This is a genomic window from Citrobacter sp. BDA59-3 (assembly GCF_015167655.1).
Lineage (GTDB): Bacteria > Pseudomonadota > Gammaproteobacteria > Enterobacterales > Enterobacteriaceae > Phytobacter > Phytobacter diazotrophicus.
In genome coordinates this window covers 1,471,490-1,496,105 of sequence record NZ_CP063427.1, presented here as the reverse complement: position 1 = coordinate 1,496,105, position 24,616 = coordinate 1,471,490, and the positions used below count along the sequence as shown (strand labels likewise).

The following is a 24,616-nucleotide window of genomic DNA, read 5'->3' as shown; positions in this document are numbered from 1 at the left end:
AATAGAAAACGGCGGTTTCCCGCCGTCCTTTTACAGTCCTAACGCATATTTCAGCGCCTGCCGTTTGAGTACACCAGCCCGTTCCGCCGCCATCAAACCGATATTACGCAGCACGCGTACCGGGCCCAGATCGTTACTGAACCCGGCATGGAACAAGTCCATGCCACTTTGCATAATAAAATTATCCGCCATACGGCGTGTCTGATAGCGTTTGAGCACCGAAAGGCTTGCCCAGTCTTCCCCGTGGCTGCACGCCCTTGTCAGCACGTCTAACAGGCAGTCTACATCGCGATAGCCGAGGTTTACTCCCTGCCCCGCCAGCGGATGGATGGTATGCGCTGCATCCCCCACCAGCGCGAGCCCTGGACGAACATATTGCAGTGCGTGGCGGCGCGCGAGCGGGAACGCTCCAGCAGCGACGGGCATAACATGTCCCAGTCGGGATGGAAAATGTGCCGCGATCTCTTTCTGTAATTGCACCATGTTTAACGATTGCAACTGACGAATACGGGCAGGTGTGTCGTACCAGACCAGCGATGCCCAGTAGTCAAATAACGGCAGGAAAGCATGCGGACCGTTGGGGGTAAAGTGCTGCCAGGTACTCTCCCCGGGCGCGCGCTCACACTCTACGGTGATCAGCATGCAGGATTGCTGATATTGCCAGGCGTGAATGCCAATACCGGCACACTGGCGCACCCGGGAATTCCCCCCATCAGCGCCAATCACCAGCTTCGCCGAAAGCGTTTCGCCATCTTCAAATGTCAGTTCGTGATACTCATCGTTCTGTCGCATCGTACTGAGCGCCGCAGGTACGCGCAGCGTTACCAGTGGGTGGCGCTCCAGCGCTTCCCACAGCGCGCGCTGTAAGACATTGTTTTCGACCATATAGCCAAGCAACGGCAGTTTTAACTCACGCGCGTCGAAGACGACATGCGCGTTTTCCCACTCCCAGGTCTCCAGCCGCTCCCATGGATGGCAACGCATCGCCTGAACCGCATCCCAAACGCCCAGCGTCTGGAGCAGCGTTACGGAGGAGGCGCTTATCGCCGAAATACGCACATCCGGTTGTGCCGTCGCGTCAAAGGCAGGCGGCGCATGTTGTTCAATGACCGTGACACTAAAACCCTGCTGCGCTAAACCCAACGCCAGCGCCCCGCCGACCATTCCGCCGCCGACAACCGCGACCTCAGTAGATTGATTTATCATGGTCCATTATCCTTAAACGAGAATCTCCTAAGTTTACCGGATTTTTTACATCTTGAGTCTGACAAGCGTCATACTGGTCAGCACGCGACCAAAGCATTACAATACGCGCCCTGCATTGGGCCATTAAACAAAGCATGAGCAAGTCGATGACAAAAAAACTCCACATCAAAACCTGGGGCTGTCAGATGAACGAGTACGATTCATCGAAGATGGCCGATCTGCTGGATGCCACTCACGGGTATCAACTCACCGAAGTGGCCGAAGAAGCAGATGTGCTGCTGCTTAATACCTGCTCAATCCGCGAGAAGGCGCAAGAGAAAGTCTTCCACCAGTTGGGGCGCTGGAAATTATTAAAGGAAAAAAATCCAGACCTGATCATTGGTGTCGGCGGTTGCGTCGCATCTCAGGAAGGCGACCATATTCGCCAGCGTGCCCACTATGTTGACATTATTTTTGGACCGCAAACGCTGCACCGTCTGCCAGAAATGATCAACTCCGTGCGCGGCAATCGCAGCCCGGTGGTCGATATCAGCTTCCCGGAAATCGAAAAGTTCGACCGCCTGCCGGAACCGAAAGCCGAAGGTCCGACCGCCTTTGTCTCCATCATGGAAGGCTGCAATAAGTACTGCACTTACTGTGTCGTGCCCTACACCCGTGGCGAAGAGGTGAGCCGTCCGTGTGACGATATCCTTTTTGAAATCGCGCAACTGGCGGCACAAGGCGTACGTGAAGTTAACCTGCTGGGCCAAAACGTCAACGCCTGGCGCGGTGAGAATTACGACGGAAGCACCGGCTCCTTCGCCGATCTGCTGCGTCTGGTGGCGGCGATTGACGGTATTGACCGTATTCGTTTTACCACCAGCCACCCGATCGAATTCACCGACGATATTATTGATGTCTACCGCGATACGCCGGAGCTGGTAAGTTTCCTGCATCTGCCGGTTCAAAGTGGTTCTGACCGCGTACTGAACCTGATGGGCCGTACCCATACCGCGCTGGAATACAAAGCGATCATCCGCAAACTGCGTGCCGCACGTCCGGACATTCAAATCAGCTCTGACTTTATCGTTGGCTTCCCTGGCGAAACGACCCAGGACTTCGAGCAGACCATGAAGCTGATTGCCGATGTGAATTTCGATATGAGTTACAGCTTTATTTTCTCCGCCCGTCCGGGAACGCCTGCGGCCGATATGGTTGATGACGTACCGGAAGAGGATAAAAAGCAGCGCCTGTATATTCTGCAGGAACGTATCAACCAGCAGGCAATGGCCTGGAGCCGCCGGATGATCGGCACGACTCAGCGCATCCTGGTGGAAGGGACGTCCCGTAAGAGCATCATGGAGCTGTCAGGCCGTACCGAAAATAACCGCGTGGTGAACTTCGAAGGCAGACCGGAGATGATCGGGAAATTCGTTGACGTGGAAATCACCGACGTCTGGACAAACTCCCTGCGCGGTAAAGTGGTGCGTACCGAAGACGAAATGGGCCTGCGCATAGCGCAGTCGCCAGAATCGGTCATCGCCCGTACCCGTAAAGAGAATGATATCGGCGTTGGTCTCTACCAGCCTTAATCTTCACGGTTCTGGCTGCTCAACGTTGCAGAAAGACAGCAGGCAAGTGCCCGGTCGCAGAGATGATGATGCGACCGGAGCGCGTGCAAAACCACGAATCTGCGGCTGAGTGTGACTGAGCAGCCCTTGCATTTCCCCTTCCCGCCCTTATATCCATCGCAATGCTTGCGCCTTTATTCCATGGCGTGAATAATTCTCTATAAGGCTGACGGCCTCAGGCTGTGTTAGCCAGGCTCCATTCGGCACTATCTGAATAAGAGGAACAGTTTGAACATAGATACCCGTGAAATTACCCTGACACCCGCTGACAATGCTCGCCTGCTGAGCCTGTGCGGACCGTTTGATGATAATATCAAACAGTTGGAACGGCGACTGGGCATCGAGATTAACCGTCGCGATAATCACTTCAAACTCACCGGACGTACCCTTTGCGTGAACGCTGCTGCAGATATTTTGCTCAGCCTCTATGTCGATACGGCCCCCATGCGTGGGCAAACTCAGGATATCGAACCGGAACAGATCCATCTGGCTATCAAAGAAGCCCGCGTGCTTGAACAGAGCGCGGAGAGCGTGCCGGAGTATGGAAAAGCGGTCAATATCAAAACTAAACGCGGCGTGATTAAACCCCGTACGCCAAATCAGGCGCAGTACATCGCCAATATTCTTGATCATGACATCACTTTTGGCGTGGGGCCGGCGGGTACAGGTAAAACGTATCTGGCGGTTGCCGCGGCGGTGGATGCGCTGGAACGTCAGGACGTTCGCCGTATTCTGCTGACCCGTCCAGCCGTGGAAGCCGGGGAAAAACTGGGCTTCCTGCCGGGTGATTTAAGCCAGAAAGTGGACCCCTACCTGCGACCGCTCTACGACGCGCTGTTCGAGATGCTCGGCTTTGAGAAAGTTGAGAAGCTGATTGAGCGTAATGTCATTGAAGTTGCGCCGCTGGCCTATATGCGTGGTCGCACGCTGAATGACGCTTTTATCATTCTTGATGAAAGCCAGAACACCACCATCGAGCAGATGAAGATGTTCCTGACCCGTATTGGCTTTAACTCCAAAGCGGTCATCACTGGTGATGTGACGCAGATTGACCTGCCACGCAATGTTAAATCCGGCTTGCGCCACGCCATTGAAGTACTGGCGGAAGTCGAAGAAATCAGTTTTAACTTTTTCCATAGCGAAGACGTTGTCCGTCATCCTGTTGTCGCACGCATCGTGAATGCTTACGAAGCCTGGGAAGAGGCGGATCAAAAACGCCGGGCGGAACAGGCAGCCGAGCGCAAACGCGAAGCCCAGGAGCAGGAGCAAAAATGAGTCAGGTGATCCTCGATTTACAACTGGCATGTGAAGAGGCCGGCGGTTTGCCGGAAGAAGCACAGTTTCAGCGGTGGCTGGACGCGGTCATTCCGCAATTCCAGGAAGAAGCGGAAGTAACCATCCGTCTGGTGGATGAGGCGGAAAGTCATGAGTTAAACCTGACTTACCGTGGGAAAGACAAGCCGACAAATGTGCTCTCTTTCCCGTTTGAAGCGCCGCCGGGCATCGAAATGCCGCTGCTGGGCGATCTGATCATTTGCCGCCAGGTGGTTGAGCAGGAAGCCAAAGAACAGGATAAACCGCTTGATGCGCACTGGGCGCATATGGTGATTCACGGTAGCCTGCATCTGCTGGGCTACGACCATATTGAAGATGACGAAGCCGAAGAGATGGAAGGACTCGAAACAGAGATAATGCTTGCTCTGGGATATGAGGATCCGTACATTTCCGAGAAGGAGTAGTCTGTGCGGCAACCCATTGCCGTGCTGACAGAAAATGCTGCCAGGCGCTGAGTTTGCGCGTCCTGGCGACAGAACCACTAACATGAGAACCCAAACGACGCCATGAGCGACGACAATTCACACAGTAGCGACATTAACAACAAGAAGGGATTCTTCTCCCTTTTACTCAGCCAACTGTTTCACGGCGAACCCAAAAACCGTGATGAGTTACTGGAGCTGATCCGTGATTCCGGGCAGAACGAGCTTATCGATCAGGATACGCGCGAAATGCTCGAAGGGGTAATGGACATCGCCGACCAGCGCGTTCGCGACATCATGATCCCCCGCTCGCAAATGATTACCCTGAAACGCAACCAAAGCCTTGATGAATGTCTCGACGTTATCATTGAGTCTGCACACTCGCGTTTTCCGGTGATCAGCGAAGATAAGGATCACATTGAAGGGATTTTGATGGCCAAAGACTTGCTGCCGTTTATGCGCAGCGATGCCGAAGCCTTCAGCATGGAAAAAGTGTTACGTCAGGCCGTGGTGGTGCCGGAAAGCAAACGGGTTGACCGGATGCTCAAAGAGTTTCGCTCCCAGCGTTACCACATGGCTATTGTGATTGACGAGTTCGGCGGCGTCTCGGGCCTTGTCACTATCGAAGATATTCTCGAACTTATCGTCGGCGAAATCGAAGACGAATATGACGACGAAGAAGATATCGATTTCCGCCAGCTCAGCCGCCATACCTGGACCGTGCGCGCCCTTGCGTCTATCGAAGATTTCAACGAAACCTTCGGCACCCACTTTAGCGATGACGAAGTCGATACTATTGGTGGTCTGGTTATGCAGGCCTTCGGGCATCTGCCTGCGCGTGGGGAATCCATTGATATTGATGGTTACCAATTTAAAGTCGCCATGGCGGACAGTCGACGTATTATTCAGGTTCATGTAAGAATGCCGGACGATTCCCCCGTTCCGAAATTGGATGAGTAATGTAAATGGCATTTGCCCCACTGTTTGAACGCCAGCGCGTACGTTTGCTGCTGGCGCTACTCTTCGGAGCCAGCGGAACGCTGGCTTTTTCTCCTTATGATATCTGGCCTGCCGCAATTGTTTCCCTTATAGGGTTGCAAGCGCTCACGCTTAACCGGCGTCCGGCGCAAGCCGCCTGGGTAGGTTATTTCTGGGGACTCGGTCTGTTTGGCTCCGGTATTCACTGGGTTTATGTCAGCATCGCACAATTCGGTGGGATGCCCGGGCCGGTGAACGTCTTTCTGGTGGTTCTGCTTGCCGCCTACCTTTCGCTCTATACCGGGCTGTTCGCAGGCGTGCTTTCCCGGTTGTGGCCCAAAACAACCTGGCTGCGCGTCGCGGTAGCGGCGCCGGTCATCTGGCAACTGAGTGAGTTTTTACGCGGCTGGGTGCTGACGGGCTTTCCCTGGCTGCAGTTTGGCTACAGCCAGATTGACGGGCCACTGAAAGGGCTGGCGCCGATATTAGGCGTTGATGCCATTACCTTCCTGTTGATGTCGGTAAGCGGTTTACTGGTCCTCGCGGCGGCGACACGCTGCTGGCGTCCTTTCATCGTGGCGCTGGTGCTCTTTGCTTTGCCCTTCCCGCTGCGCTATATCCAGTGGTATCAGTTGCTGCCGGAAAGAACGACGCAGGTATCGCTGGTACAAGGCAATATCCCGCAGGCGCTCAAGTGGGATGAAGGTCAGTTGCTGGATACGCTGAAAATCTACCTCAATGCCAGCCAGCCGGAATTGGGCAAATCACAGCTCATCATCTGGCCGGAATCTGCCATTTCTGATCTCGAAATCAACCAACAGCGCTTCCTGGGCATGATGGATGATTTGATGCGCAAGAATGACAGTTCGCTTATCACCGGAATTGTGGACGCGCGTCTTAATCAGCAGAACCGTTACGACACCTACAACACCGTCATCACTCTTGGAAAAGACAGCGCCTATAGCTACAGCTCTACCGACCGCTATAACAAAAATCACCTGGTGCCTTTTGGTGAGTTTGTCCCGCTGGAATCTATCCTGCGCCCGTTGGCTCCGTTTTTTGATCTACCCATGTCATCATTCAGTCGCGGGCCATACATTCAGCCTCCGCTGTCTGCCCACGGTTATAAGCTGACGCCGGCCATCTGCTACGAAATTATCCTCGGTGAGCAGGTGCGAGATAATTTCCGCCCGGATACTGATTTCCTGCTGACCATCTCGAATGATGCCTGGTTTGGTAAATCGATCGGCCCGTGGCAACACTTCCAGATGGCGCGGATGCGCTCGCTGGAACTGGCGCGTCCGTTGCTGCGCAGCACGAATAACGGCATTACGGCAGTGATTGGGCCAACCGGTGAGATCCAGGCGATGCTCCCGCAGTTCACCCGGCAGGTCCTGACCACCAAAGTCACTCCGACATCCGGCCTGACCCCTTATGCCCGCATGGGTAACTGGCCTCTGTGGGTCCTGACTGCGCTCCTCGGTTTTGGCGCGCTGATCATGAGCCTGCGGCAACGCCGCAAGTAATTACCCCTTCCGCGCCCTCTTTCTGACCAGAGAGGGCGCTTTCACCCTCTTTTCTTCAAATGCCATTTCTGGCACATCAATTGCAAAATAAATCCATGTAACGGCGATTTTCCCCGATGTGCGGACAGCACGCACTATGACGGATCGCATACAGCACTAAAGTGGTGCAACGGGAGATTTTTGCCTTCAAACGGTGCGGTACACTTCGCAAAAACAAACAATACCGCAGCAAAATCTTTACATTAAGCCAAACTAAATGCTAACAAACGCATACAACACTGCACGCTTTTGCAGCAGGATATAACAAACACAACACTCACAATGGGTATCAATGCGTCTCTGGCGCGACGATAAAGGAGTTGGATATGCAATTACGTAAACTGGCCACAGCAATGCTGGTTATGGGAATGTCTGCGGGTCTGGCGCATGCCGCCGATGAGGCGAAACCTGCAGACGCAGCAGCCGCCCCGGCTGAGGCGCAACAGCCCACGCTGGAAAAAATTGCCAAAAACGGCGTGATCGTGGTCGGACACCGTGAATCTTCCGTACCGTTCTCCTATTACGACAACGAACAAAAAGTTGTGGGTTACTCTCAGGACTACTCCAACGCTATCGTTGAAGCAGTGAAGAAAAAGCTCAACAAGCCTGACCTGCAAGTTAAATTGATTCCAATTACCTCACAAAACCGTATTCCGCTGCTGCAAAACGGCACCTTCGATTTCGAATGCGGTTCGACCACCAACAACCTGGAACGTCAGAAGCAGGCCGCATTCTCTGACACTATCTTTGTGGTCGGTACTCGTCTTCTGGTCAAAAAAGGCGGCGACATTAAAGACTTCCCGGATCTGAAAGGCAAAGCGGTGGTTGTGACCTCCGGTACAACGTCTGAGATCCTGCTGCACAAGCTGAATGACGAACAGAAAATGGACATGCGCATTATCAGCGCCAAAGACCATGGTGACTCTTTCCGTACTCTGGAAAGCGGTCGTGCAGTGGCCTTTATGATGGATGACGCCCTGCTGGCGGGTGAACGTGCGAAAGCGAAGAAAGCGGATAACTGGGATATCGTGGGCAAACCGCAATCACAGGAAGCTTACGGCTGCATGCTGCGTAAAGGCGATACTGAGTTCAAAAAGCTGATGGATGACACCATCGCTAAGGCGCAAACCTCCGGTGAAGCGGAAAAATGGTTTGATAAATGGTTCAAAAACCCGATTCCGCCAAAAAACCTGAACCTCAATTTCGCACTCTCTGACGAGATGAAAGCACTGTTCAAAGAACCGAATGATAAGGCTCTGAACTAATTAACAAAAAGAATACACACATTTGCTGATGCTGTATCCGGGCTGCGATTGAACGGATCCCCAAAGGCCCCCAAATAGCATGGTCGGGGTAGGTCAAAGCAGCCCGTACAAAGCGGCATCGTGGATGAAGTGTAGTCAGGGGCGGGATAACCAGCCCTCTCGATTGTTGAAGTAGCACGGACAGACTATACGTTGAATGGTCGTTCCCCATTCGACGCGAACACAAGCTCTTCGCACAATCTTCGAGGGTAGCGCTGCTACCCTTTTTTTTCTGGAGTAGATTTATGTCCATAGACTGGAACTGGGGAATTTTCCTGCAACAAGCCCCGTTCGGCAACACAACCTATCTCGGCTGGCTGTGGAGCGGTTTTCAGGTCACGATCGCGCTGTCGATCACTGCCTGGATCATCGCGTTCCTGGTGGGCTCTCTGTTTGGTATTCTGCGAACCGTTCCCAATCGTATCCTGTCCGGTATCGGGACTTGCTATGTGGAGCTGTTCCGTAACGTCCCGCTGATCGTGCAATTCTTTACCTGGTATCTGGTGGTACCGGAACTGCTGCCTGAAAACATTGGCATGTGGTTCAAATCCGAACTGGATCCCAACATTCAGTTCTTTGTCTCTTCGATGGTCTGCCTTGGCTTGTTCACCGCTGCACGCGTCTGCGAGCAGGTCCGTGCGGCGATTCAGTCGTTACCACGCGGGCAAAAAAACGCGGGTCTCGCCATGGGGCTGACGCTGCCGCAAACGTACCGCTATGTCCTGCTGCCGAATGCCTATCGCGTCATCGTCCCACCGATGACCTCGGAGATGATGAACCTCGTAAAAAACTCGGCCATCGCATCCACTATCGGGCTGGTGGATATGGCGGCACAGGCCGGTAAGCTGCTGGATTATTCCGCACACGCCTGGGAGTCTTTCACCGCGATTACCGTCGCGTATGTATTAATTAACGCCTTCATTATGTTGGTGATGAATCTGGTAGAACGCAAAATTCGCCTGCCGGGCAATATGGGGGGCAAATAATGTACGAATTTGACTGGAGTTCAATCATCCCGTCCATCCCTTATCTGCTGGCGGGACTGGTGATTACCTTAAAAATTACCGTGACGGCCATTATCGTCGGGATTGTCTGGGGGACTCTGCTGGCGGTAATGCGCCTGTCCAGTTTTGCCCCCATCGCCTGGTTTGCGAAGGCCTATGTGAATGTCTTCCGCTCCATTCCACTGGTTATGGTGCTGCTGTGGTTCTATCTGATTGTGCCGGGACTGCTGCAAAACGTGCTGGGTCTGTCGCCAAAATCGGATATCCGCCTGATATCAGCAATGGTGGCATTCTCCATGTTCGAGGCCGCCTACTATTCTGAGATCATTCGTGCCGGTATTCAGAGTATCTCTCGCGGGCAGTCAAGTGCAGCGCTGGCGCTGGGCATGACCCACTGGCAGTCGATGAAATTGATCATCCTGCCGCAGGCATTCCGGGCGATGGTCCCACTGCTTCTGACCCAGGGGATTGTCCTGTTCCAGGATACCTCGCTGGTCTACATATTGAGCCTCGCGGACTTCTTCCGTACCGCGTCCACCATTGGCGAACGCGACGGGACACAAGTTGAAATGATCCTGTTCGCCGGTGCCGTCTATTTTGCTATTAGCTTGAGTGCATCGTTGTTGGTCAGCTATTTGAAGAAAAGGACAGTTTAATGATTACCCTGAAAAATGTTTCTAAATGGTATGGTCACTTTCAGGTGCTGACCGACTGCTCGACGGAAGTGAAAAAAGGCGAAGTGGTGGTCGTTTGCGGTCCATCCGGTTCGGGCAAATCGACTTTGATCAAAACGGTGAACGGCCTTGAGCCCGTGCAGAAAGGGGAAATTATCGTCAACGGCACCACCGTGAACGATAAAAAAACCAACCTGGCCAAACTACGTTCTCATGTCGGAATGGTGTTCCAGCATTTCGAGCTGTTCCCGCATCTGTCGATCATTGAGAACCTGACGCTGGCACAGGTCAAAGTGCTTAAACGCGATAAAACCGCTGCGCGCGAGAAAGGACTGAAACTGTTAGAGCGCGTTGGCTTGTCTGCCCATGCCAACAAATTTCCGGCGCAGCTTTCCGGTGGTCAGCAGCAGCGCGTGGCGATTGCCCGCGCGCTGTGTATGGATCCGGTCGCGATGCTGTTTGATGAACCTACATCTGCCCTTGACCCGGAAATGATCAACGAGGTGCTGGACGTTATGGTTGAGCTGGCCAATGAGGGGATGACCATGATGGTGGTCACTCACGAAATGGGTTTTGCCCGCAAGGTGGCGCACCGGGTTATCTTTATGGATGAAGGGAAAATCGTTGAAGATTCGGCGAAAGAAGAGTTCTTCGCCAATCCGAAATCTGAACGCGCGAAAGACTTCCTCGCCAAAATCCTGCATTAATCGTTCCGACGCGCATTCATCAGAATGCGCGTCTCATCACGCTTTACTGTTTCACTTCTCGTCTGATTTACAGCAACGTTTTAACCTTGTCGCACACTAATGCTAACAAGGAGTTGCTATGGTTCAGCCCATCATTCTTGATTGCGATCCTGGTCATGATGACGCAATCGCAATTGTTATTGCTCTCGCCTCACCCGAACTCGACGTAAAAGCCATCACCTCCTCTGCGGGAAACCAGACACCGGAGAAGACTCTGCGTAATGTGCTGCGCATGCTCACCCTGCTCAATCGTAGCGATATCCCGGTGGCGGGTGGCGCCATTAAGCCCCTGATGCGTGAACTTATTATCGCGGACAACGTGCATGGCGAAAGCGGTCTGGATGGCCCGGCCCTGCCGGAGCCCTCTTTTGCACCCCAGTCGTGTACCGCCGTAGAACTGATGGCAACCGTACTACGTGACAGCCCTGTTCCGGTCACTATTGTCTCCACCGGCCCACAAACCAACGTAGCCCTGCTGCTAAACAGTCATCCGGAACTGCACAGCAAAATCAATCGTATTGTGATCATGGGTGGCGCGATGTCGCCTGGGAACTGGACCCCTGCGGCGGAATTTAATATCTATGTCGACCCGGAAGCCGCCGAAATTGTCTTCCAGTCGGGCATTCCGGTGGTGATGGCAGGTCTTGATGTCACGCATCGGGCGCAAATCCACGCGGATGACATTGCGCATTTCCGTGCCATCGGCAACCCTATCTCTACCATTGTGGCCGAATTGCTCGACTTTTTTATGGAGTACCACAAACAGGAAAAATGGGGATTTGTTGGCGCGCCATTGCATGATCCCTGTACTATCGCCTGGCTGCTGAAACCGGACCTCTTCACCACTGTGGAACGCTGGGTGGGGGTAGAAACGCAGGGCAAATATACCCAGGGGATGACGGTAGTGGATTACTATTTCCTGACGGGAAATAAACCGAATGCCACCGTGATGGTCGATGTCGACCGCGAAGGGTTTGTGGATTTACTGGCAGAACGTCTGACATTCTACAGTGCGGCCTGATGCCCTCCCCCCAACCCTCTCCGACCGGGAGAGGGTGCAAACATTAAAACGTTGTGCATTTACTTAGGGCTCAAAGGGTCTTCTCTGGAACTGGTCATGTCCGCATTTCGGACACAGTGGCAGCACATCCGGCGTATAAATAGCCAGATGGAAGTGACATTTCTCGCACACCAGATTGCCAAGCCCCACGACTTCGCCGCTGTGGTAAACCCCATGATGATTAAGGTCCTGGAAAACTTCACGCCACTCCAGTTGCGTTTTATCGGTGATATCCGCCAGTTCCTGCCATAAGCTCTCTTTGATAACCCGCATAAACACGCTATCGGTGACATCGTCGTGGCTTTCCTCATAACTGCGAGCGAACTCTTCCAGGTCGCGGCGCACCGCGCGCGTTAACTCTTCGATTTCAGTACGCGTTAGCTCCCCGGTCTGGCTTACTCGTTGACGCGCCTGGGCTACCAGCGCATCAACATCCCTTTCGCCATTGCGTAGCCGCTCGGTCAATGATGCAACCAGTTCGCGATAATATTGAGCAACCTTGTTCATTGTTTTCCTCTCCCGGGCAGTTAACCTGTTCTAATAATAGACGTTATTTACCGTTGGCTTTGTCAATTACCCCACAGAGTGCGTAAATTCTCGTCGAGGGCTTTTCGCAGGCTAAATGTGCGAAAGGCTGTTGTGACGAAGTCGTTTGGGCTATGCTATGCGGATCTGAAAAACCACGTAAAACGCTACATTTGTAGCTGTATCGCAAATACAGGACCACTGGCTGCCATGCAAGAGCAATACCGCCCGGAAGAGATAGAATCCAAAGTCCAGCTTCACTGGGAAGAGAAGCGTACCTTCGAAGTAACTGAAGACGAGAGCAAAGAAAAATATTACTGCCTGTCGATGCTTCCCTATCCTTCTGGCCGACTACACATGGGCCACGTGCGTAACTACACCATCGGTGATGTGATTTCCCGCTATCAGCGCATGCTGGGCAAGAACGTGCTGCAGCCGATTGGCTGGGATGCGTTCGGTCTGCCTGCCGAAGGCGCGGCGGTGAAAAACAACACGGCCCCGGCACCGTGGACGTACGACAATATCGCGTACATGAAAAACCAGCTCAAAATGCTGGGCTTCGGCTATGACTGGAGCCGCGAGCTGGCCACCTGTACCCCGGAATACTATCGCTGGGAACAGAAGTTCTTCACTGAACTGTATAAAAAAGGCCTGGTGTATAAGAAAACGTCCGCAGTGAACTGGTGCCCGAATGACCAGACCGTGCTGGCGAACGAACAGGTTATCGACGGCTGCTGCTGGCGCTGCGACACCAAAGTTGAGCGTAAAGAGATCCCGCAGTGGTTTATCAAAATCACTGCCTATGCCGAAGAACTGCTCAACGACCTGGATCATATGGATCAGTGGCCTGACACGGTGAAAACCATGCAGCGCAACTGGATTGGCCGTTCCGAAGGTGTGGAAATCACCTTTAACGTTAACGGCTATGACAAAACGCTGACCGTTTACACAACCCGCCCGGACACCTTTATGGGCGCCACTTATCTGGCGGTGGCTGCGGGTCACCCGCTGGCGCAGAAAGCGGCGGCAACCAATGCTCAACTGGCAGCCTTTATCGACGAATGCCGTACTACCAAAGTGGCCGAAGCAGATATGGCGACCATGGAGAAAAAAGGCGTCGATACCGGCTTTAAAGCCGTTCATCCATTAACCGGCGAAGAGATTCCGGTTTGGGCGGCAAACTTCGTGCTGATGGAGTACGGTACTGGTGCCGTGATGGCCGTTCCGGGTCATGACCAGCGCGACTATGAATTTGCCAGCAAATACAATCTGCCGATCAAAGCGGTCATTCTGGCAGCTGACGGTTCTGAACCCGATCTGTCTGAACAAGCGCTGACCGAAAAAGGCACTCTCTTCAACTCCGGCGAATTCAGCGGCCTGAGCTTTGAAGAAGGTTTCAATGCCATTGCCGACAAACTGGCGGCCAAAGGCGTTGGCGAGCGCAAAATCAACTATCGTCTGCGTGACTGGGGCGTTTCCCGTCAGCGTTACTGGGGCGCACCGATTCCGATGGTGACGCTGGAAGACGGTACGGTGATCCCAACGCCAGAAGATCAGATCCCGGTGATTCTGCCAGAAGATGTGGTCATGGACGGCATCACCAGCCCGATCAAAGCCGATCCTGAGTGGGCGAAAACCACCGTCAACGGCCAGCCCGCGCTGCGTGAAACCGATACTTTCGACACCTTTATGGAGTCCTCCTGGTACTACGCGCGTTACACCTGCCCGCAGTACAAAGAAGGTATGCTGGACCCGAAAGCGGCTAACTACTGGCTGCCGGTTGATATCTACATTGGCGGTATCGAACACGCCATTATGCACCTGCTCTACTTCCGCTTTTTCCATAAGCTGATGCGCGACGCAGGTATGGTGAACTCTGACGAGCCTGCAAAACAGTTGCTGTGTCAGGGCATGGTGCTGGCAGACGCGTTCTACTACGTTGGCGAAAACGGCGAGCGTAACTGGGTTTCACCGAAAGAAGCCATCGTTGAGCGCGACGAAAAAGGCCGTATTATTAAGGCGAAAGACGCGGCGGGCCATGAACTGGTGTATACCGGTATGAGCAAGATGTCCAAGTCGAAAAATAACGGTATCGACCCGCAGGAAATGGTTGAGCGCTATGGCGCGGACACCGTGCGTCTGTTTATGATGTTCGCCTCTCCGGCAGATATGACGCTGGAATGGCAGGAGTCCGGTGTGGAAGGGGCAAACCGCTTCCTGAAACGCGTCTGGAAACTGGCTTATGAACATAAAGCGCTCGGCCCGGTTGTGGCGCTGGATGCCAGCGCGCTGAACGAAGACCAGCAGGCGCTGCGCCGCGACGTTCACAAAACTATCGCTAAAGTCACGGATGATATTGGTCGTCGTCAGACCTTCAACACCGCGATTGCGGCGATTATGGAGCTGATGAACAAACTGGCGAAAGCATCGACCGAAGGCGCGCAAGATCGTGCTCTGCTGCAGGAAGCGCTGCTGGCGGTTGTCCGTATGCTTAACCCGTTCACGCCACATGCAAGCTTTACCCTGTGGAAAGAACTGGGCGGCGAAGGCGATATCGACAACGCGCCGTGGCCGGTTGCAGACGACGCGGCGATGGTTGAAAACACCACGCTGGTTGTCGTGCAGGTTAACGGTAAAGTGCGCGGTAAAATCACCGTTGCCGTTGACGCGACCGAAGAACAGGTCCGTGAACGTGCAGGTCAGGAACCGCTGGTCGCAAAATATCTTGATGGCGTTACCGTACGTAAAGTGATTTACGTACCGGGTAAACTGCTTAATCTGGTCGTTGGCTAAGCGCGGGAGGAAGCGTGCGATATCTGGCAACATGGTTGTTATCTCTGGCGGTGCTTCTCACCGCCGGATGCGGCTGGCACTTGCGTAATACGACGCAGGTGCCGGGCAATATGAACACGATAATCTTTGATTCAGCAGATCCGAATGGTCCTCTTAGCCGTGCTGTACGTAATCAGTTGCGGCTGAATGGCGTGGAACTGGTGGAGAAAGGTTCATTGCGTAAAGATGTACCTTCCCTTCGCCTTGGTGTCATGTCTCTCGCACGTGATACCGCGTCTATTTTCCAGGACGGACGCACTGCGGAGTATCAGTTGGTGATGACAGTTGACGCCAGCGTGCTGATTCCGGGCCATGATATCTACCCGATCAACACCAAAGTGTATCGTTCGTTCTTTGATAACCCACAGACTGCGCTGGCGAAAGATGCTGAACAGGACATCATCCTTCAGGAAATGTACGACAAGGCGGCAGAACAGCTGATTCGTAAGCTGGCTAGCGTACAAGCGGCAGATAACGAGAAAAACCCGTCGTCCGCGCGTCCTGCGGCGAAACCGGGTAGCTAATGCTTAAGTTGTATCCGGAACAACTCCGCGCGCAGCTCAATGAAGGGCTGCGCGCGGCGTATTTACTGCTCGGTAATGACCCTCTTTTATTGCAGGAAAGCCATGACGCTGTACGTCAGGCGGCCTTCGCCCAAGGCTTCACCGAACATCACGCCTTCACCATTGATGCCAGCACAGACTGGGATGCTATCTATGCGATCTGCCAGGCACTCAGCCTGTTTTCCAGCCGTCAGATACTCTCATTACAGTTGCCGGAAAATGGCCCTAACGCCGCGCTTAATGAACGCCTCGCCATGCTGGTGGGCCTGCTTCATGATGATCTGATATTGATTGTGCGTGGCAATAAGCTGACGAAGGCCCAGGAAAATGCCGCCTGGTATACTGCTCTGGCCAATCGCAGCGTTTCGGTCAGTTGTCAGACCCCAGAGCAGACCAATCTCCCCCGTTGGGTTGCCGCACGTGCGAAGCAGAACAACCTGCAACTGGACGATGCCGCGAATCAACTGCTTTGCTATTGCTACGAAGGTAATCTATTGGCCGCAGCGCAGGCGCTGGAAAGGCTGGCGCTGCTCTTCCCGGACGGTAAGCTGACGCTACCGCGCGTGGAACAGGCCGTTAACGATGCCGCTCACTTTACGCCATTTCACTGGGTAGACGCCCTGCTGGCAGGGAAAAGTAAACGCGCGCTTCATATACTGCATCAGCTTAAACTCGAAGCCAGCGAACCGGTTATCCTGCTGCGTACTATCCAGCGTGAGCTGACGTTACTGGTGACGCTAAAACGGCAGTCTGCCCATACGCCGCTGCGTTCGCTGTTTGATAAACACCGGGTCTGGCAAAATCGGCGCGGCCTTATCGGTGAAGCGCTACAACGTCTGAGCAATGCGCAACTGCGCCAGGCTGTGCATCTGCTTACGCGTATTGAATTGATGGTGAAACAGGATTTTGGTCAGTCGGTGTGGGCAGAGCTGGAAGGACTTTCTCTGCTACTCTGTCATAAGGCACTGGCAGACGTTTTTATTGATGGTTGATATGAATCAGTTGCAGGCACTTTTTGGCGGTACATTTGATCCTATTCACTACGGGCATCTGAAACCAGTCGAAGCACTGGCAAACCAGATTGGGCTGTCACGCGTCATTATCATGCCCAATAACGTCCCTCCCCATCGCCCGCAGCCTGAGGCGACAAGCGTACAGCGTAAAGCAATGGTGGAACTGGCTATCAGCGACAAACCGCTTTTTGCCCTTGATGAGCGCGAACTACGGCGTGATAGCCCTTCGTACACGGCGCAAACCGTGCAGGCGTGGCGAGAAGAACAAGGGCCGAAGCGCTCACTGGCCTTCATTGTTGGTCAGGACTCGCTGCTAACGTTTCCGACATGGCATCACTATGAAACTATTCTGAACAACAGCCATTTGATTGTCTGCCGCCGCCCTGCCTATCCATTAGCCATGGAGAATGCGGCCGATCAGCAGTGGCTGGAAGACCATCTGACACAAAACGCGGATGATTTGCATACCCTGCCTGCCGGGAAAATCTATTTAGCGGAAACACCGTGGTTCAACATTTCCGCCACGCTCATCCGTGAAAGGCTGGAAAGAGGCGAGAATTGCGACGACCTGCTTCCCGCCACGGTACTCGATTATATCAATCAGCACGGCCTCTATCGCTGAGGACGCTATCCAGCACCTCAATCAACCGATCGTTTTCTGACGCGCTGCGTACCGCAACACGGTAGTAACGCGCGTCGAGCCCCGGATAATTGGCGCAACTGCGAATCAAAATGTGCTGGAGTAGCAACGCCTGCTGTAGGTCAATGCCTGCATCACAGCGCAAGAAGAGATAATTCGCCACGCCCGGCCAAACGAATAACCCAGGCAAATTTTCCAGCGCCTGACGCAAGCGCGGTCGTTCCGTGTTGAGCCATTGCCATGTTTCTTTTTGATACGCGCTATCGTTTAAAACCACTTCTCCCGCCATCGCCGCAAACGCGTTAATAGACCAGGGCATCTGCTGCTGGCGCATACGGGCGACAAGATGTGTATTACTGCTGAGCAAATACCCCAGGCGTAGCCCCGGCATAGCGTAAAACTTGGTCAGGGAACGCAGCACCCAAATATGCGGATTTTCCGTCAGATGGGGAATAAATCCGTCGCGATCGCTAAGGAAATCCATAAAGGCTTCATCCAGCACCAGTGTAATACCGAGCTGCTTACAGCGTGCGGCAATATCATGCATCAGTGAAGCATCTGGCAACAGGCCGGTGGGATTATTGGGAGTGCAGAGGAACAGGCAGTCAACGCCACCGGTGAGTGCGTCAAGAATCGCCCCGGTAATCTGCCAGCCATCCTCTTCGCGCAACGCATAATCGACGATATCACACCCGGAAAATTGCAAGGCGCGGCGATATTCGGCAAACCCCGGCGTGACGAGCATCACCCGACGCGGGAGAAGGCCTTTCACCAACGTAAATATTGATTCGGTTTCACCGTTGCCCGCGAGGATCCAGTCGGCGGGAACCTGATGATGTGCGGCAAGCGCCTGATGTAATTGCTGATACTCGGGATCCGGGTAGCGCTCAGCCACGGCAAAATTATTCAGTAAAGCGTGTTTCAATGACGCGGGCATTCCTGCCGGATTGATATTCGCACTGAAATCCAATAAATCCTCGGCTGAAACACCCACCATAGCAGCGGCCTCGCGGATATTTCCGCCGTGCGCGCTGTGAAATAAAGCCATCTTCTGCTCCGGGCAAAAGCGTTATTTTAAACGAAAAGCCACCAGGAATAAGGGTGTAATGATAAACTTCGTGCAGAAAACCGCACGGGAGAAAACAATGCGACTCTGGTTGATTCGACATGGCGAAACCGAAGCAAACGTTGCAGGACTCTACAGTGGCCACTCACCTACCCCGCTAACCGCAAAGGGGATTTCACAGGCGCAAACGCTACATCACCTGCTGCGCGAAGTACCTTTTGACCGGGTGATTTGCAGCGAACTCGAACGTGCGCAGCACACGGCAAGGCTGGTCCTGAACGATCGCAATATCGTTCAACACTCAACGCCGTTGCTCAATGAGATGTTTTTTGGCGACTGGGAGATGCGCCACCACCGGGACCTTATCCGGGAAGATCCGCAGAGCTATGCCGCGTGGTGCGCCGACTGGCAGAACGCCATTCCGACCAACGGAGAGGGTTTTCAGGCGTTCTCCGCACGTGTACAAGATTTTATCAGCCAGCTCCCCAACTGGGGCCCGGCGGAAAATCTGCTGATCGTCAGCCATCAGGGCGTATTGAGTCTGCTCATCGCCAGTTTACTTAAGATGCCAGCGGCGTCGTTATGGCATTTTCGCGTAGACCAGGGCACCTGGAGCGCAATGGACATCCATGATGATTTCTCCATGTTACGCGTTCTCAACAGCCGCGCGGTGTGGCAAGCGGAGGATTAACGGCCGTTTTTTCACCCGGCGCGCCTCTCCCGCGAGTCAGGTCATTGACACACACGGACAGGCTGCTATCCTCCGCACCGCTATCTGCGGCCTTACAGAAATTGTTTTACAAAAATGGCGATGCAATCTCACTCATGGGGTGGGATGATAGCCCACTTTTTAAAAGCCAGGGTCGGACATTTGTCCCGACAATAGTCGCAGTTCAGGTATAATGTCAGGCCATTTATTTACACCGTTTTCATGTACACCCCAGGGGGAACACTTGCAGGGTAAAGCACTCCAGGATTTTGTAATCGACAAAATTGATGACCTGAAAGGTCAGGACATCGTCGCACTCGACGTTCACGGCAAATCCAGTATCACCGACTGTATGATTATCTGCACCGGCACTTCCACACGCCACGTCATGTCCATCGCGGATCATGTGGTTCAGGAATCTCGTGCTGCGGGTATGCTTCCTCTGGGAGTGGAAGGTGAAAATGTCGCTGACTGGATCGTCGTAGACCTGGGTGATGTCATCGTCCATGTGATGCAGGAAGAGAGTCGTCGCCTGTATGAGCTGGAAAAACTCTGGGGTTAATGCGTGAAGCTGCAACTGGTAGCCGTCGGCACAAAAATGCCGGACTGGGTACAAACCGGGTTTACTGAATATTTGCGTCGTTTTCCGAAAGATATGCCTTTTGAGCTGGTGGAAATCCCGGCGGGCAAGCGCGGCAAAAACGCAGATATCAAGCGTATTCTCGACAAAGAGGGTGAACTGATGCTTGCTGCGACAGGTAAAAATCGGATCGTCACCCTCGATATCCCCGGTAAACCCTGGGATACGCCGCAACTGGCAAATGAACTGGAACGCTGGAAACAGGATGGACGTGACGTCAGCCTGCTTATCGGCGGGCCGGAAGGGTTATCCCCCGCCTGTAAAGCTGCGGCAGAACAAAGCTGGTCACTCTCTGCGCTGACGCTTCCTCACCCGCTGGTGCGTGTGCTGGTGGCGGAAAGCTTGTATCGCGCATGGAGCATCACGACCAACCATCCTTATCATCGTGAGTAATGACCACCAGGTAAACTAAGCAGCGGATGAAATTACAGAATTCTTTTCGCGACTATTCGGCTGAGTCTGCGCTGTTTGTGCGCCGGGCCCTTGTCGCTTTTGCAGGGATTTTGCTGCTCACCGGCGTGCTTATCGCCAACCTTTATAATCTGCAAATTGTCCGTCATGCTGACTACCAGACGCGTTCTAACGAGAACCGTATCAAACTGGTTCCTATTCCGCCAAGTCGCGGCATTATCTACGATCGCAACGGCACGCCGCTGGCGCTGAACCGCACGATCTATCAGATTGAGATGATGCCGGAAAAGGTCGACAACGTTGAGCAAACACTCAATGCGTTGCGTGACGTGGTGGACCTGACCGATGAGGACATTGCTAACTTCAAAAAGGAGCGCTCCCGCTCCCATCGCTTTACCTCGATTCCGGTCAAAGCCAACCTCAACGAAGTTCAGGTGGCGCGCTTCGCGGTCAATCAATATCGATTCCCTGGCGTGGAAGTAAAAGGCTATAAACGCCGTTACTATCCGTTCGGCTCAGCGCTGACGCACGTGATTGGCTACGTATCCAAAATAAACGATAAAGACGTCGAACGGTTGGATAAAGAAGGCAAGCTGGCGAACTACGCCGCCACGCATGACATAGGCAAGCTCGGCATCGAACGTTATTACGAAGATGTGCTGCACGGACAGACCGGTTACGAAGAGGTCGAAGTTAACAACCGCGGGCGCGTGATTCGCCAGTTAAAAGAAGTGCCACCGCAAGCCGGGCATGACATCTACCTGACGCTGGATTTAAAACTGCAGCAATATATCGAAACCCTGTTGCAGGGTAGCCGTGCGGCGGTCGTGGTGACCGACCCGCGCAATGGTGCCATTCTCGCGCTGGTATCTACACCGAGCTATGATCCGAACCTGTTTGTCGATGGCATCTCCAGCAAGGATTACACCGCGCTGCTCAACGATCCGAACACACCGTTGGTGAACCGCGCCACGCAAGGGGTTTACCCGCCTGCATCGACGGTGAAACCCTATGTTGCCGTCTCTGCCCTGAGCGCCGGGGTGATTACTCGTAACACCACCCTTTTCGATCCGGGCTGGTGGCAACTGCCCGGCTCTGAAAAACGCTATCGTGACTGGAAAAAGTGGGGGCATGGCCGCCTGAATGTCACCAAATCACTGGAAGAGTCAGCGGACACCTTCTTCTATCAGGTCGCCTACGACATGGGCATCGACCGCCTTGCCGAGTGGCTGACCAAGTTTGGTTACGGTCAATATACCGGTATCGATCTGGCCGAAGAGCGCTCGGGTAATATGCCAACGCGCGAATGGAAGCTTAAACGCTTTAAGAAACCCTGGTACCAGGGGGACACGATCCCCGTCGGGATTGGCCAGGGTTACTGGACCGCAACGCCAGTACAAATGAACAAAGCGATGATGACGCTGATTAACGACGGCATTGTCAAAGTACCGCACTTGTTAATGAGTACGACGGAAGACGGTAAACAGGTTCCATGGCAACAGCCGCCGCAAAAACAGGTTGGCGATGTGCACTCCGGCTTCTGGGAAATCGCCAAAGATGGAATGTACGGCGTGGCAAACCGCCCGAACGGTACCGGGCATAAATATTTTGCCGGTTCACCGTACAAAGTCGCGGCGAAATCCGGTACAGCCCAGGTCTTCGGGCTGAAAGCTAACGAAACCTATAACGCACACCGCATCGCCGAACGTCTGCGTGACCATAAGCTGATGACGGCGTTCGCGCCCTATGATAATCCCCAGGTTGCGGTTGCAATGATCCTGGAAAACGGCGGCGCCGGCCCTGCGGTCGGTACGATTATGCGCCAAATCCTTGACCATATAATGCTTGGCGACAACAACACTGAATTGCCGTCGGAAAACCCGGCATCAACAGCGGCAGAGGACCAATAATCATGACGGATAATCCGAACAAAAAATCGTTCTGGGATAAAATCCATATCGATCCCGCCTTCTTGCTGATTGTGCTGGCTCTGCTGTTCTATAGCGCGATGGTTATCTGGAGCGCCAGCGGGCAGGATATCGGCATGACGGAGCGTAAAGTCGGCCAGATAGCCATGGGCCTTATCGCGATGGTTGTACTGGCGCAGGTCCCACCACGCGTCTATGAAGGCTGGGCACCCTATCTGTATGTTTTTTGCGTCATCCTGCTGGTCGCCGTTGATGCTTTCGGGGCGATATCCAAAGGCGCTCAGCGCTGGCTTGATTTAGGCATCGTGCGTTTCCAGCCCTCGGAAATTGCGAAAATTGCCGTACCGCTCATGGTGGCGCGTTTTATTAACCGCGATGTCTGTCCGCCATCGTTGAAAAACACCGCGATTGCGCTGGTGCTGATATTTATGCCAACGCTGCTGGTGGCCGCCCAGCCCGACCTCGGTACCGCCATTCTTATCGCTATGTCCGGTCTTTTCGTGCTTTTTTTATCCGGCCTGAGCTGGCGCCTCATCCTGGTGGCCGTTCTGCTGATAGCGGCATTTATACCCATATTGTGGTTCTTCCTGATGCACGATTATCAACGCCAGCGCGTGATGATGTTGCTCGATCCGGAAACCGATCCGCTCGGCGCAGGCTATCATATTATTCAGTCGAAAATCGCCATCGGCTCCGGTGGGTTGCAGGGGAAAGGCTGGCTGCACGGTACGCAGTCGCAGCTGGAGTTTTTACCTGAACGCCACACCGACTTTATCTTTGCCGTCCTTGCAGAGGAACTGGGGCTAATTGGTATTTTGATCCTGCTCGGGCTTTATGTACTGCTGATCATGCGTGGATTATGGATTGCCGCGCGCGCGCAAACCACCTTTGGCCGGGTCATGGCGGGCGGTTTGATGTTGATTTTATTCGTTTATGTATTCGTAAATATTGGTATGGTGAGTGGTATCTTGCCGGTGGTGGGCGTACCGTTGCCGCTGGTAAGTTACGGGGGCTCGGCCCTGATTGTACTGATGGCGGGGTTTGGTATCGTGATGTCGATTCATACCCACAGGAAGATGTTATCAAAAAGCGTATAAGGGGTGCGCAATGCGTAAGCAATGGCCAGGTGTCTGTATAGCAGCAGTATTGCTGGCGTCATGTTCAAGTGATGATGGTCAGCAAAAGACGATGGTCGCGCCGCCTACTCCGGTGTGCAGCGGTCCGGTCGTTGAAATCAGCGGCGCGGAGCCTCGTTTTGAGACGCCGAATCCTTCGGCAAACCAGGATTACGAGCGCGACGGCAAAAGCTACAAAATTGTGCAGAACCCTTCTCAGTTCAGCCAGGCCGGGTTCGCCGCTATCTACGATGCGGAGCCAGGCAGCAATTTAACCGCGACGGGAGAAGCGTTCGATCCGTTACAACTGACCGCCGCGCATCCGACGCTGCCCGTTCCGAGTTATGCCCGTATTACCAACCTGGCCAATGGCCGCATGGTGGTGGTACGTATCAACGATCGCGGCCCTTATGGTAACGATCGCGTGATCTCATTGTCACGTGCGGCAGCGGATCGCCTGAATACGTCGAACAATACCAAAGTGCGCATCGACCCGATCATTGTGGCGCAGGACGGTTCCATGTCCGGTCCGGGTACGGTTTGTACCACTATCGCGAAGCAAACCTATGCCCTGCCGGCACTTCCGGATTTAAGCGGTAATGGCGCGTCACAACCGCAGCCTGCTCCTGACAATGTGCGTATGATCAGCAATTCAACGCTGAAAGGGGACGAAAACACAAAGCCTGTAAGTAGCGGCGGTTTCCTGGGTGCGCCGACGCCGCTACATGCTGGCGTGCTTGAGGGCAGCGAACCCGCAGCGCCTGCGGTGACGACGCAGACCACGCCCCCCGTTGCCGCTGCGCCAGGGGTAGCGGCACCGGTAACACGCACCGCACCTGTGACGGCGCCGGTCACCGCGCCAGGTTCAGTACAGGGCCACGTTGCGACATCAGCCGCGCCGGTTGCGGCCAGCGGAAGCTATATGGTGCAGGTTGGCGCAGTCAGCGATCAAACTCGCGCGCAGCAGTACCAGCAGCGCCTGGCCCAACAATTTTCTGTGCCGGGGCGAGTGGTACAAAACGGTGCTGTGTGGCGTATTCAGCTTGGTCCATTTACCAATAAGTCGGACGCCAGTGCATTACAACAGCGTCTGCAAAATGAAGCGCAGTTACAGTCTTTTGTGACCAACGCGCAATAACAGATTTGGCATCTGACTTTGTCAGCCAGTGTAAACAGCATTAACAAAGTCATGCGGAAAGTCGGATGCCTGTCAGAATAGCTTTTGCTATAGTAGGGCACTTTTTTTAACTCCATCACGGATGTCGTTGTT

At 53.8% G+C, this 24,616-nt stretch carries 23 protein-coding genes; 20 read left to right on the top strand and 3 right to left on the bottom strand.

Features of this window, described 5'->3' with window-relative positions:
* Positions 1-30: 30 nt before the first annotated feature.
* Positions 31-1,206: a 3-demethoxyubiquinol 3-hydroxylase gene (gene ubiF / locus IP582_RS06950; protein WP_193795495.1), complete on the bottom strand. Its 1,176-nt coding sequence runs from the start codon at positions 1,204-1,206 to the stop codon at positions 31-33.
* Between the two features lie 146 nt (positions 1,207-1,352).
* Here ubiF and miaB point away from each other — a divergent pair, with 146 nt between their 5' ends.
* The 10 genes from miaB (at position 1,353) to rihA (ending at position 11,865) form a co-directional block, all read left to right on the top strand.
* The gene (miaB, locus tag IP582_RS06945) at positions 1,353-2,777 is read left to right on the top strand and encodes a tRNA (N6-isopentenyl adenosine(37)-C2)-methylthiotransferase MiaB (RefSeq protein WP_041852118.1); all 1,425 of its coding nucleotides are present in this window, start codon (positions 1,353-1,355) and stop codon (positions 2,775-2,777) included.
* A gap of 267 nt (positions 2,778-3,044) precedes the next feature.
* Positions 3,045-4,091 (top strand): PhoH family protein, encoded by a 1,047-nt coding sequence (locus tag IP582_RS06940; RefSeq protein ID WP_041852119.1) that lies wholly within the window; start codon positions 3,045-3,047, stop codon positions 4,089-4,091.
* Entirely contained in the window at positions 4,088-4,555 is a 468-nt protein-coding gene (gene ybeY, locus IP582_RS06935) for an rRNA maturation RNase YbeY (RefSeq protein WP_193795494.1), read from the top strand. The genes IP582_RS06940 and ybeY overlap by 4 nt, the downstream gene beginning before the upstream one ends.
* A 102-nt stretch (positions 4,556-4,657) precedes the next feature.
* Positions 4,658-5,533, top strand: a complete 876-nt coding sequence (gene corC / locus IP582_RS06930; protein ID WP_041852121.1) for a CNNM family magnesium/cobalt transport protein CorC — start codon at positions 4,658-4,660, stop codon at positions 5,531-5,533.
* Between the two features lie 5 nt (positions 5,534-5,538).
* Positions 5,539-7,077 carry an apolipoprotein N-acyltransferase gene (lnt, locus tag IP582_RS06925; RefSeq protein ID WP_193795493.1) on the top strand — a complete coding sequence of 513 codons (1,539 nt, stop codon included), beginning with the start codon at positions 5,539-5,541 and terminating at the stop codon, positions 7,075-7,077.
* A 365-nt stretch (positions 7,078-7,442) separates the two neighbouring features.
* Positions 7,443-8,381: an amino acid ABC transporter substrate-binding protein gene (locus tag IP582_RS06920; protein WP_071193864.1), complete on the top strand. Its 939-nt coding sequence runs from the start codon at positions 7,443-7,445 to the stop codon at positions 8,379-8,381.
* A 284-nt stretch (positions 8,382-8,665) separates the two neighbouring features.
* Positions 8,666-9,406 carry an amino acid ABC transporter permease gene (locus tag IP582_RS06915; protein WP_041852124.1) on the top strand — a complete coding sequence of 247 codons (741 nt, stop codon included), beginning with the start codon at positions 8,666-8,668 and terminating at the stop codon, positions 9,404-9,406.
* Positions 9,406-10,080: a glutamate/aspartate ABC transporter permease GltK gene (gene gltK, locus IP582_RS06910; RefSeq protein ID WP_193795492.1), complete on the top strand. Its 675-nt coding sequence runs from the start codon at positions 9,406-9,408 to the stop codon at positions 10,078-10,080. Before IP582_RS06915 ends, gltK begins: the two co-directional genes overlap by 1 nt.
* Complete coding sequence (locus tag IP582_RS06905; RefSeq protein WP_041852126.1) at positions 10,080-10,805, top strand: amino acid ABC transporter ATP-binding protein; 726 nt, start codon at positions 10,080-10,082, stop codon at positions 10,803-10,805. The genes gltK and IP582_RS06905 overlap by 1 nt, the downstream gene beginning before the upstream one ends.
* A 118-nt stretch (positions 10,806-10,923) precedes the next feature.
* Positions 10,924-11,865, top strand: coding sequence for a pyrimidine-specific ribonucleoside hydrolase RihA (gene rihA, locus IP582_RS06900; protein WP_193795491.1), 942 nt, complete (start codon positions 10,924-10,926; stop codon positions 11,863-11,865).
* Positions 11,866-11,928: 63 nt separating this feature from the next.
* Here the strand turns inward: rihA and IP582_RS06895 are convergent, their stop codons facing one another.
* A complete protein-coding gene (locus IP582_RS06895) occupies positions 11,929-12,411 on the bottom strand; it encodes a zinc ribbon-containing protein (RefSeq protein ID WP_193795490.1) in 483 nt (160 codons plus the stop codon).
* A gap of 228 nt (positions 12,412-12,639) precedes the next feature.
* Between IP582_RS06895 and leuS the strand changes: the two genes are divergently transcribed.
* Genes leuS through nadD form a run of 4 tightly spaced genes read left to right on the top strand, consistent with a single transcriptional unit; the run spans position 12,640 to position 17,459 of the window.
* On the top strand, positions 12,640-15,222 hold the full coding sequence (gene leuS / locus IP582_RS06890; RefSeq protein WP_193795489.1) for a leucine--tRNA ligase: 2,583 nt from the start codon (positions 12,640-12,642) through the stop codon (positions 15,220-15,222).
* A 14-nt stretch (positions 15,223-15,236) separates the two neighbouring features.
* Entirely contained in the window at positions 15,237-15,785 is a 549-nt protein-coding gene (lptE, locus tag IP582_RS06885) for an LPS assembly lipoprotein LptE (protein ID WP_193795488.1), read from the top strand.
* The gene (gene holA / locus IP582_RS06880; RefSeq protein ID WP_193795487.1) at positions 15,785-16,816 is read left to right on the top strand and encodes a DNA polymerase III subunit delta; all 1,032 of its coding nucleotides are present in this window, start codon (positions 15,785-15,787) and stop codon (positions 16,814-16,816) included. Before lptE ends, holA begins: the two co-directional genes overlap by 1 nt.
* Before the next feature lies 1 nt (position 16,817).
* Positions 16,818-17,459 carry a nicotinate-nucleotide adenylyltransferase gene (nadD, locus tag IP582_RS06875; RefSeq protein ID WP_193796199.1) on the top strand — a complete coding sequence of 214 codons (642 nt, stop codon included), beginning with the start codon at positions 16,818-16,820 and terminating at the stop codon, positions 17,457-17,459.
* Here nadD and cobD read toward each other — a convergent pair.
* Entirely contained in the window at positions 17,434-18,525 is a 1,092-nt protein-coding gene (cobD, locus tag IP582_RS06870) for a threonine-phosphate decarboxylase CobD (protein WP_193795486.1), read from the bottom strand. The genes nadD and cobD overlap by 26 nt on opposite strands.
* 97 nt (positions 18,526-18,622) lie before the next feature.
* Between cobD and IP582_RS06865 the strand changes: the two genes are divergently transcribed.
* The 6 genes from IP582_RS06865 (at position 18,623) to rlpA (ending at position 24,484) form a co-directional block, all read left to right on the top strand.
* Entirely contained in the window at positions 18,623-19,234 is a 612-nt protein-coding gene (locus tag IP582_RS06865; RefSeq protein ID WP_193795485.1) for an adenosylcobalamin/alpha-ribazole phosphatase, read from the top strand.
* Between the two features lie 262 nt (positions 19,235-19,496).
* On the top strand, positions 19,497-19,814 hold the full coding sequence (rsfS, locus tag IP582_RS06860; protein ID WP_041852134.1) for a ribosome silencing factor: 318 nt from the start codon (positions 19,497-19,499) through the stop codon (positions 19,812-19,814).
* A 3-nt stretch (positions 19,815-19,817) separates the two neighbouring features.
* Positions 19,818-20,285, top strand: a complete 468-nt coding sequence (rlmH, locus tag IP582_RS06855) for a 23S rRNA (pseudouridine(1915)-N(3))-methyltransferase RlmH (RefSeq protein WP_193795484.1) — start codon at positions 19,818-19,820, stop codon at positions 20,283-20,285.
* Positions 20,286-20,311: 26 nt separating this feature from the next.
* Positions 20,312-22,213 carry a peptidoglycan DD-transpeptidase MrdA gene (mrdA, locus tag IP582_RS06850; RefSeq protein ID WP_041852136.1) on the top strand — a complete coding sequence of 634 codons (1,902 nt, stop codon included), beginning with the start codon at positions 20,312-20,314 and terminating at the stop codon, positions 22,211-22,213.
* Positions 22,214-22,215: 2 nt separating this feature from the next.
* Entirely contained in the window at positions 22,216-23,328 is a 1,113-nt protein-coding gene (gene mrdB, locus IP582_RS06845) for a peptidoglycan glycosyltransferase MrdB (RefSeq protein ID WP_041852137.1), read from the top strand.
* 10 nt (positions 23,329-23,338) lie between these two features.
* On the top strand, positions 23,339-24,484 hold the full coding sequence (gene rlpA, locus IP582_RS06840) for an endolytic peptidoglycan transglycosylase RlpA (protein ID WP_193795483.1): 1,146 nt from the start codon (positions 23,339-23,341) through the stop codon (positions 24,482-24,484).
* Positions 24,485-24,616: the final 132 nt, after the last annotated feature.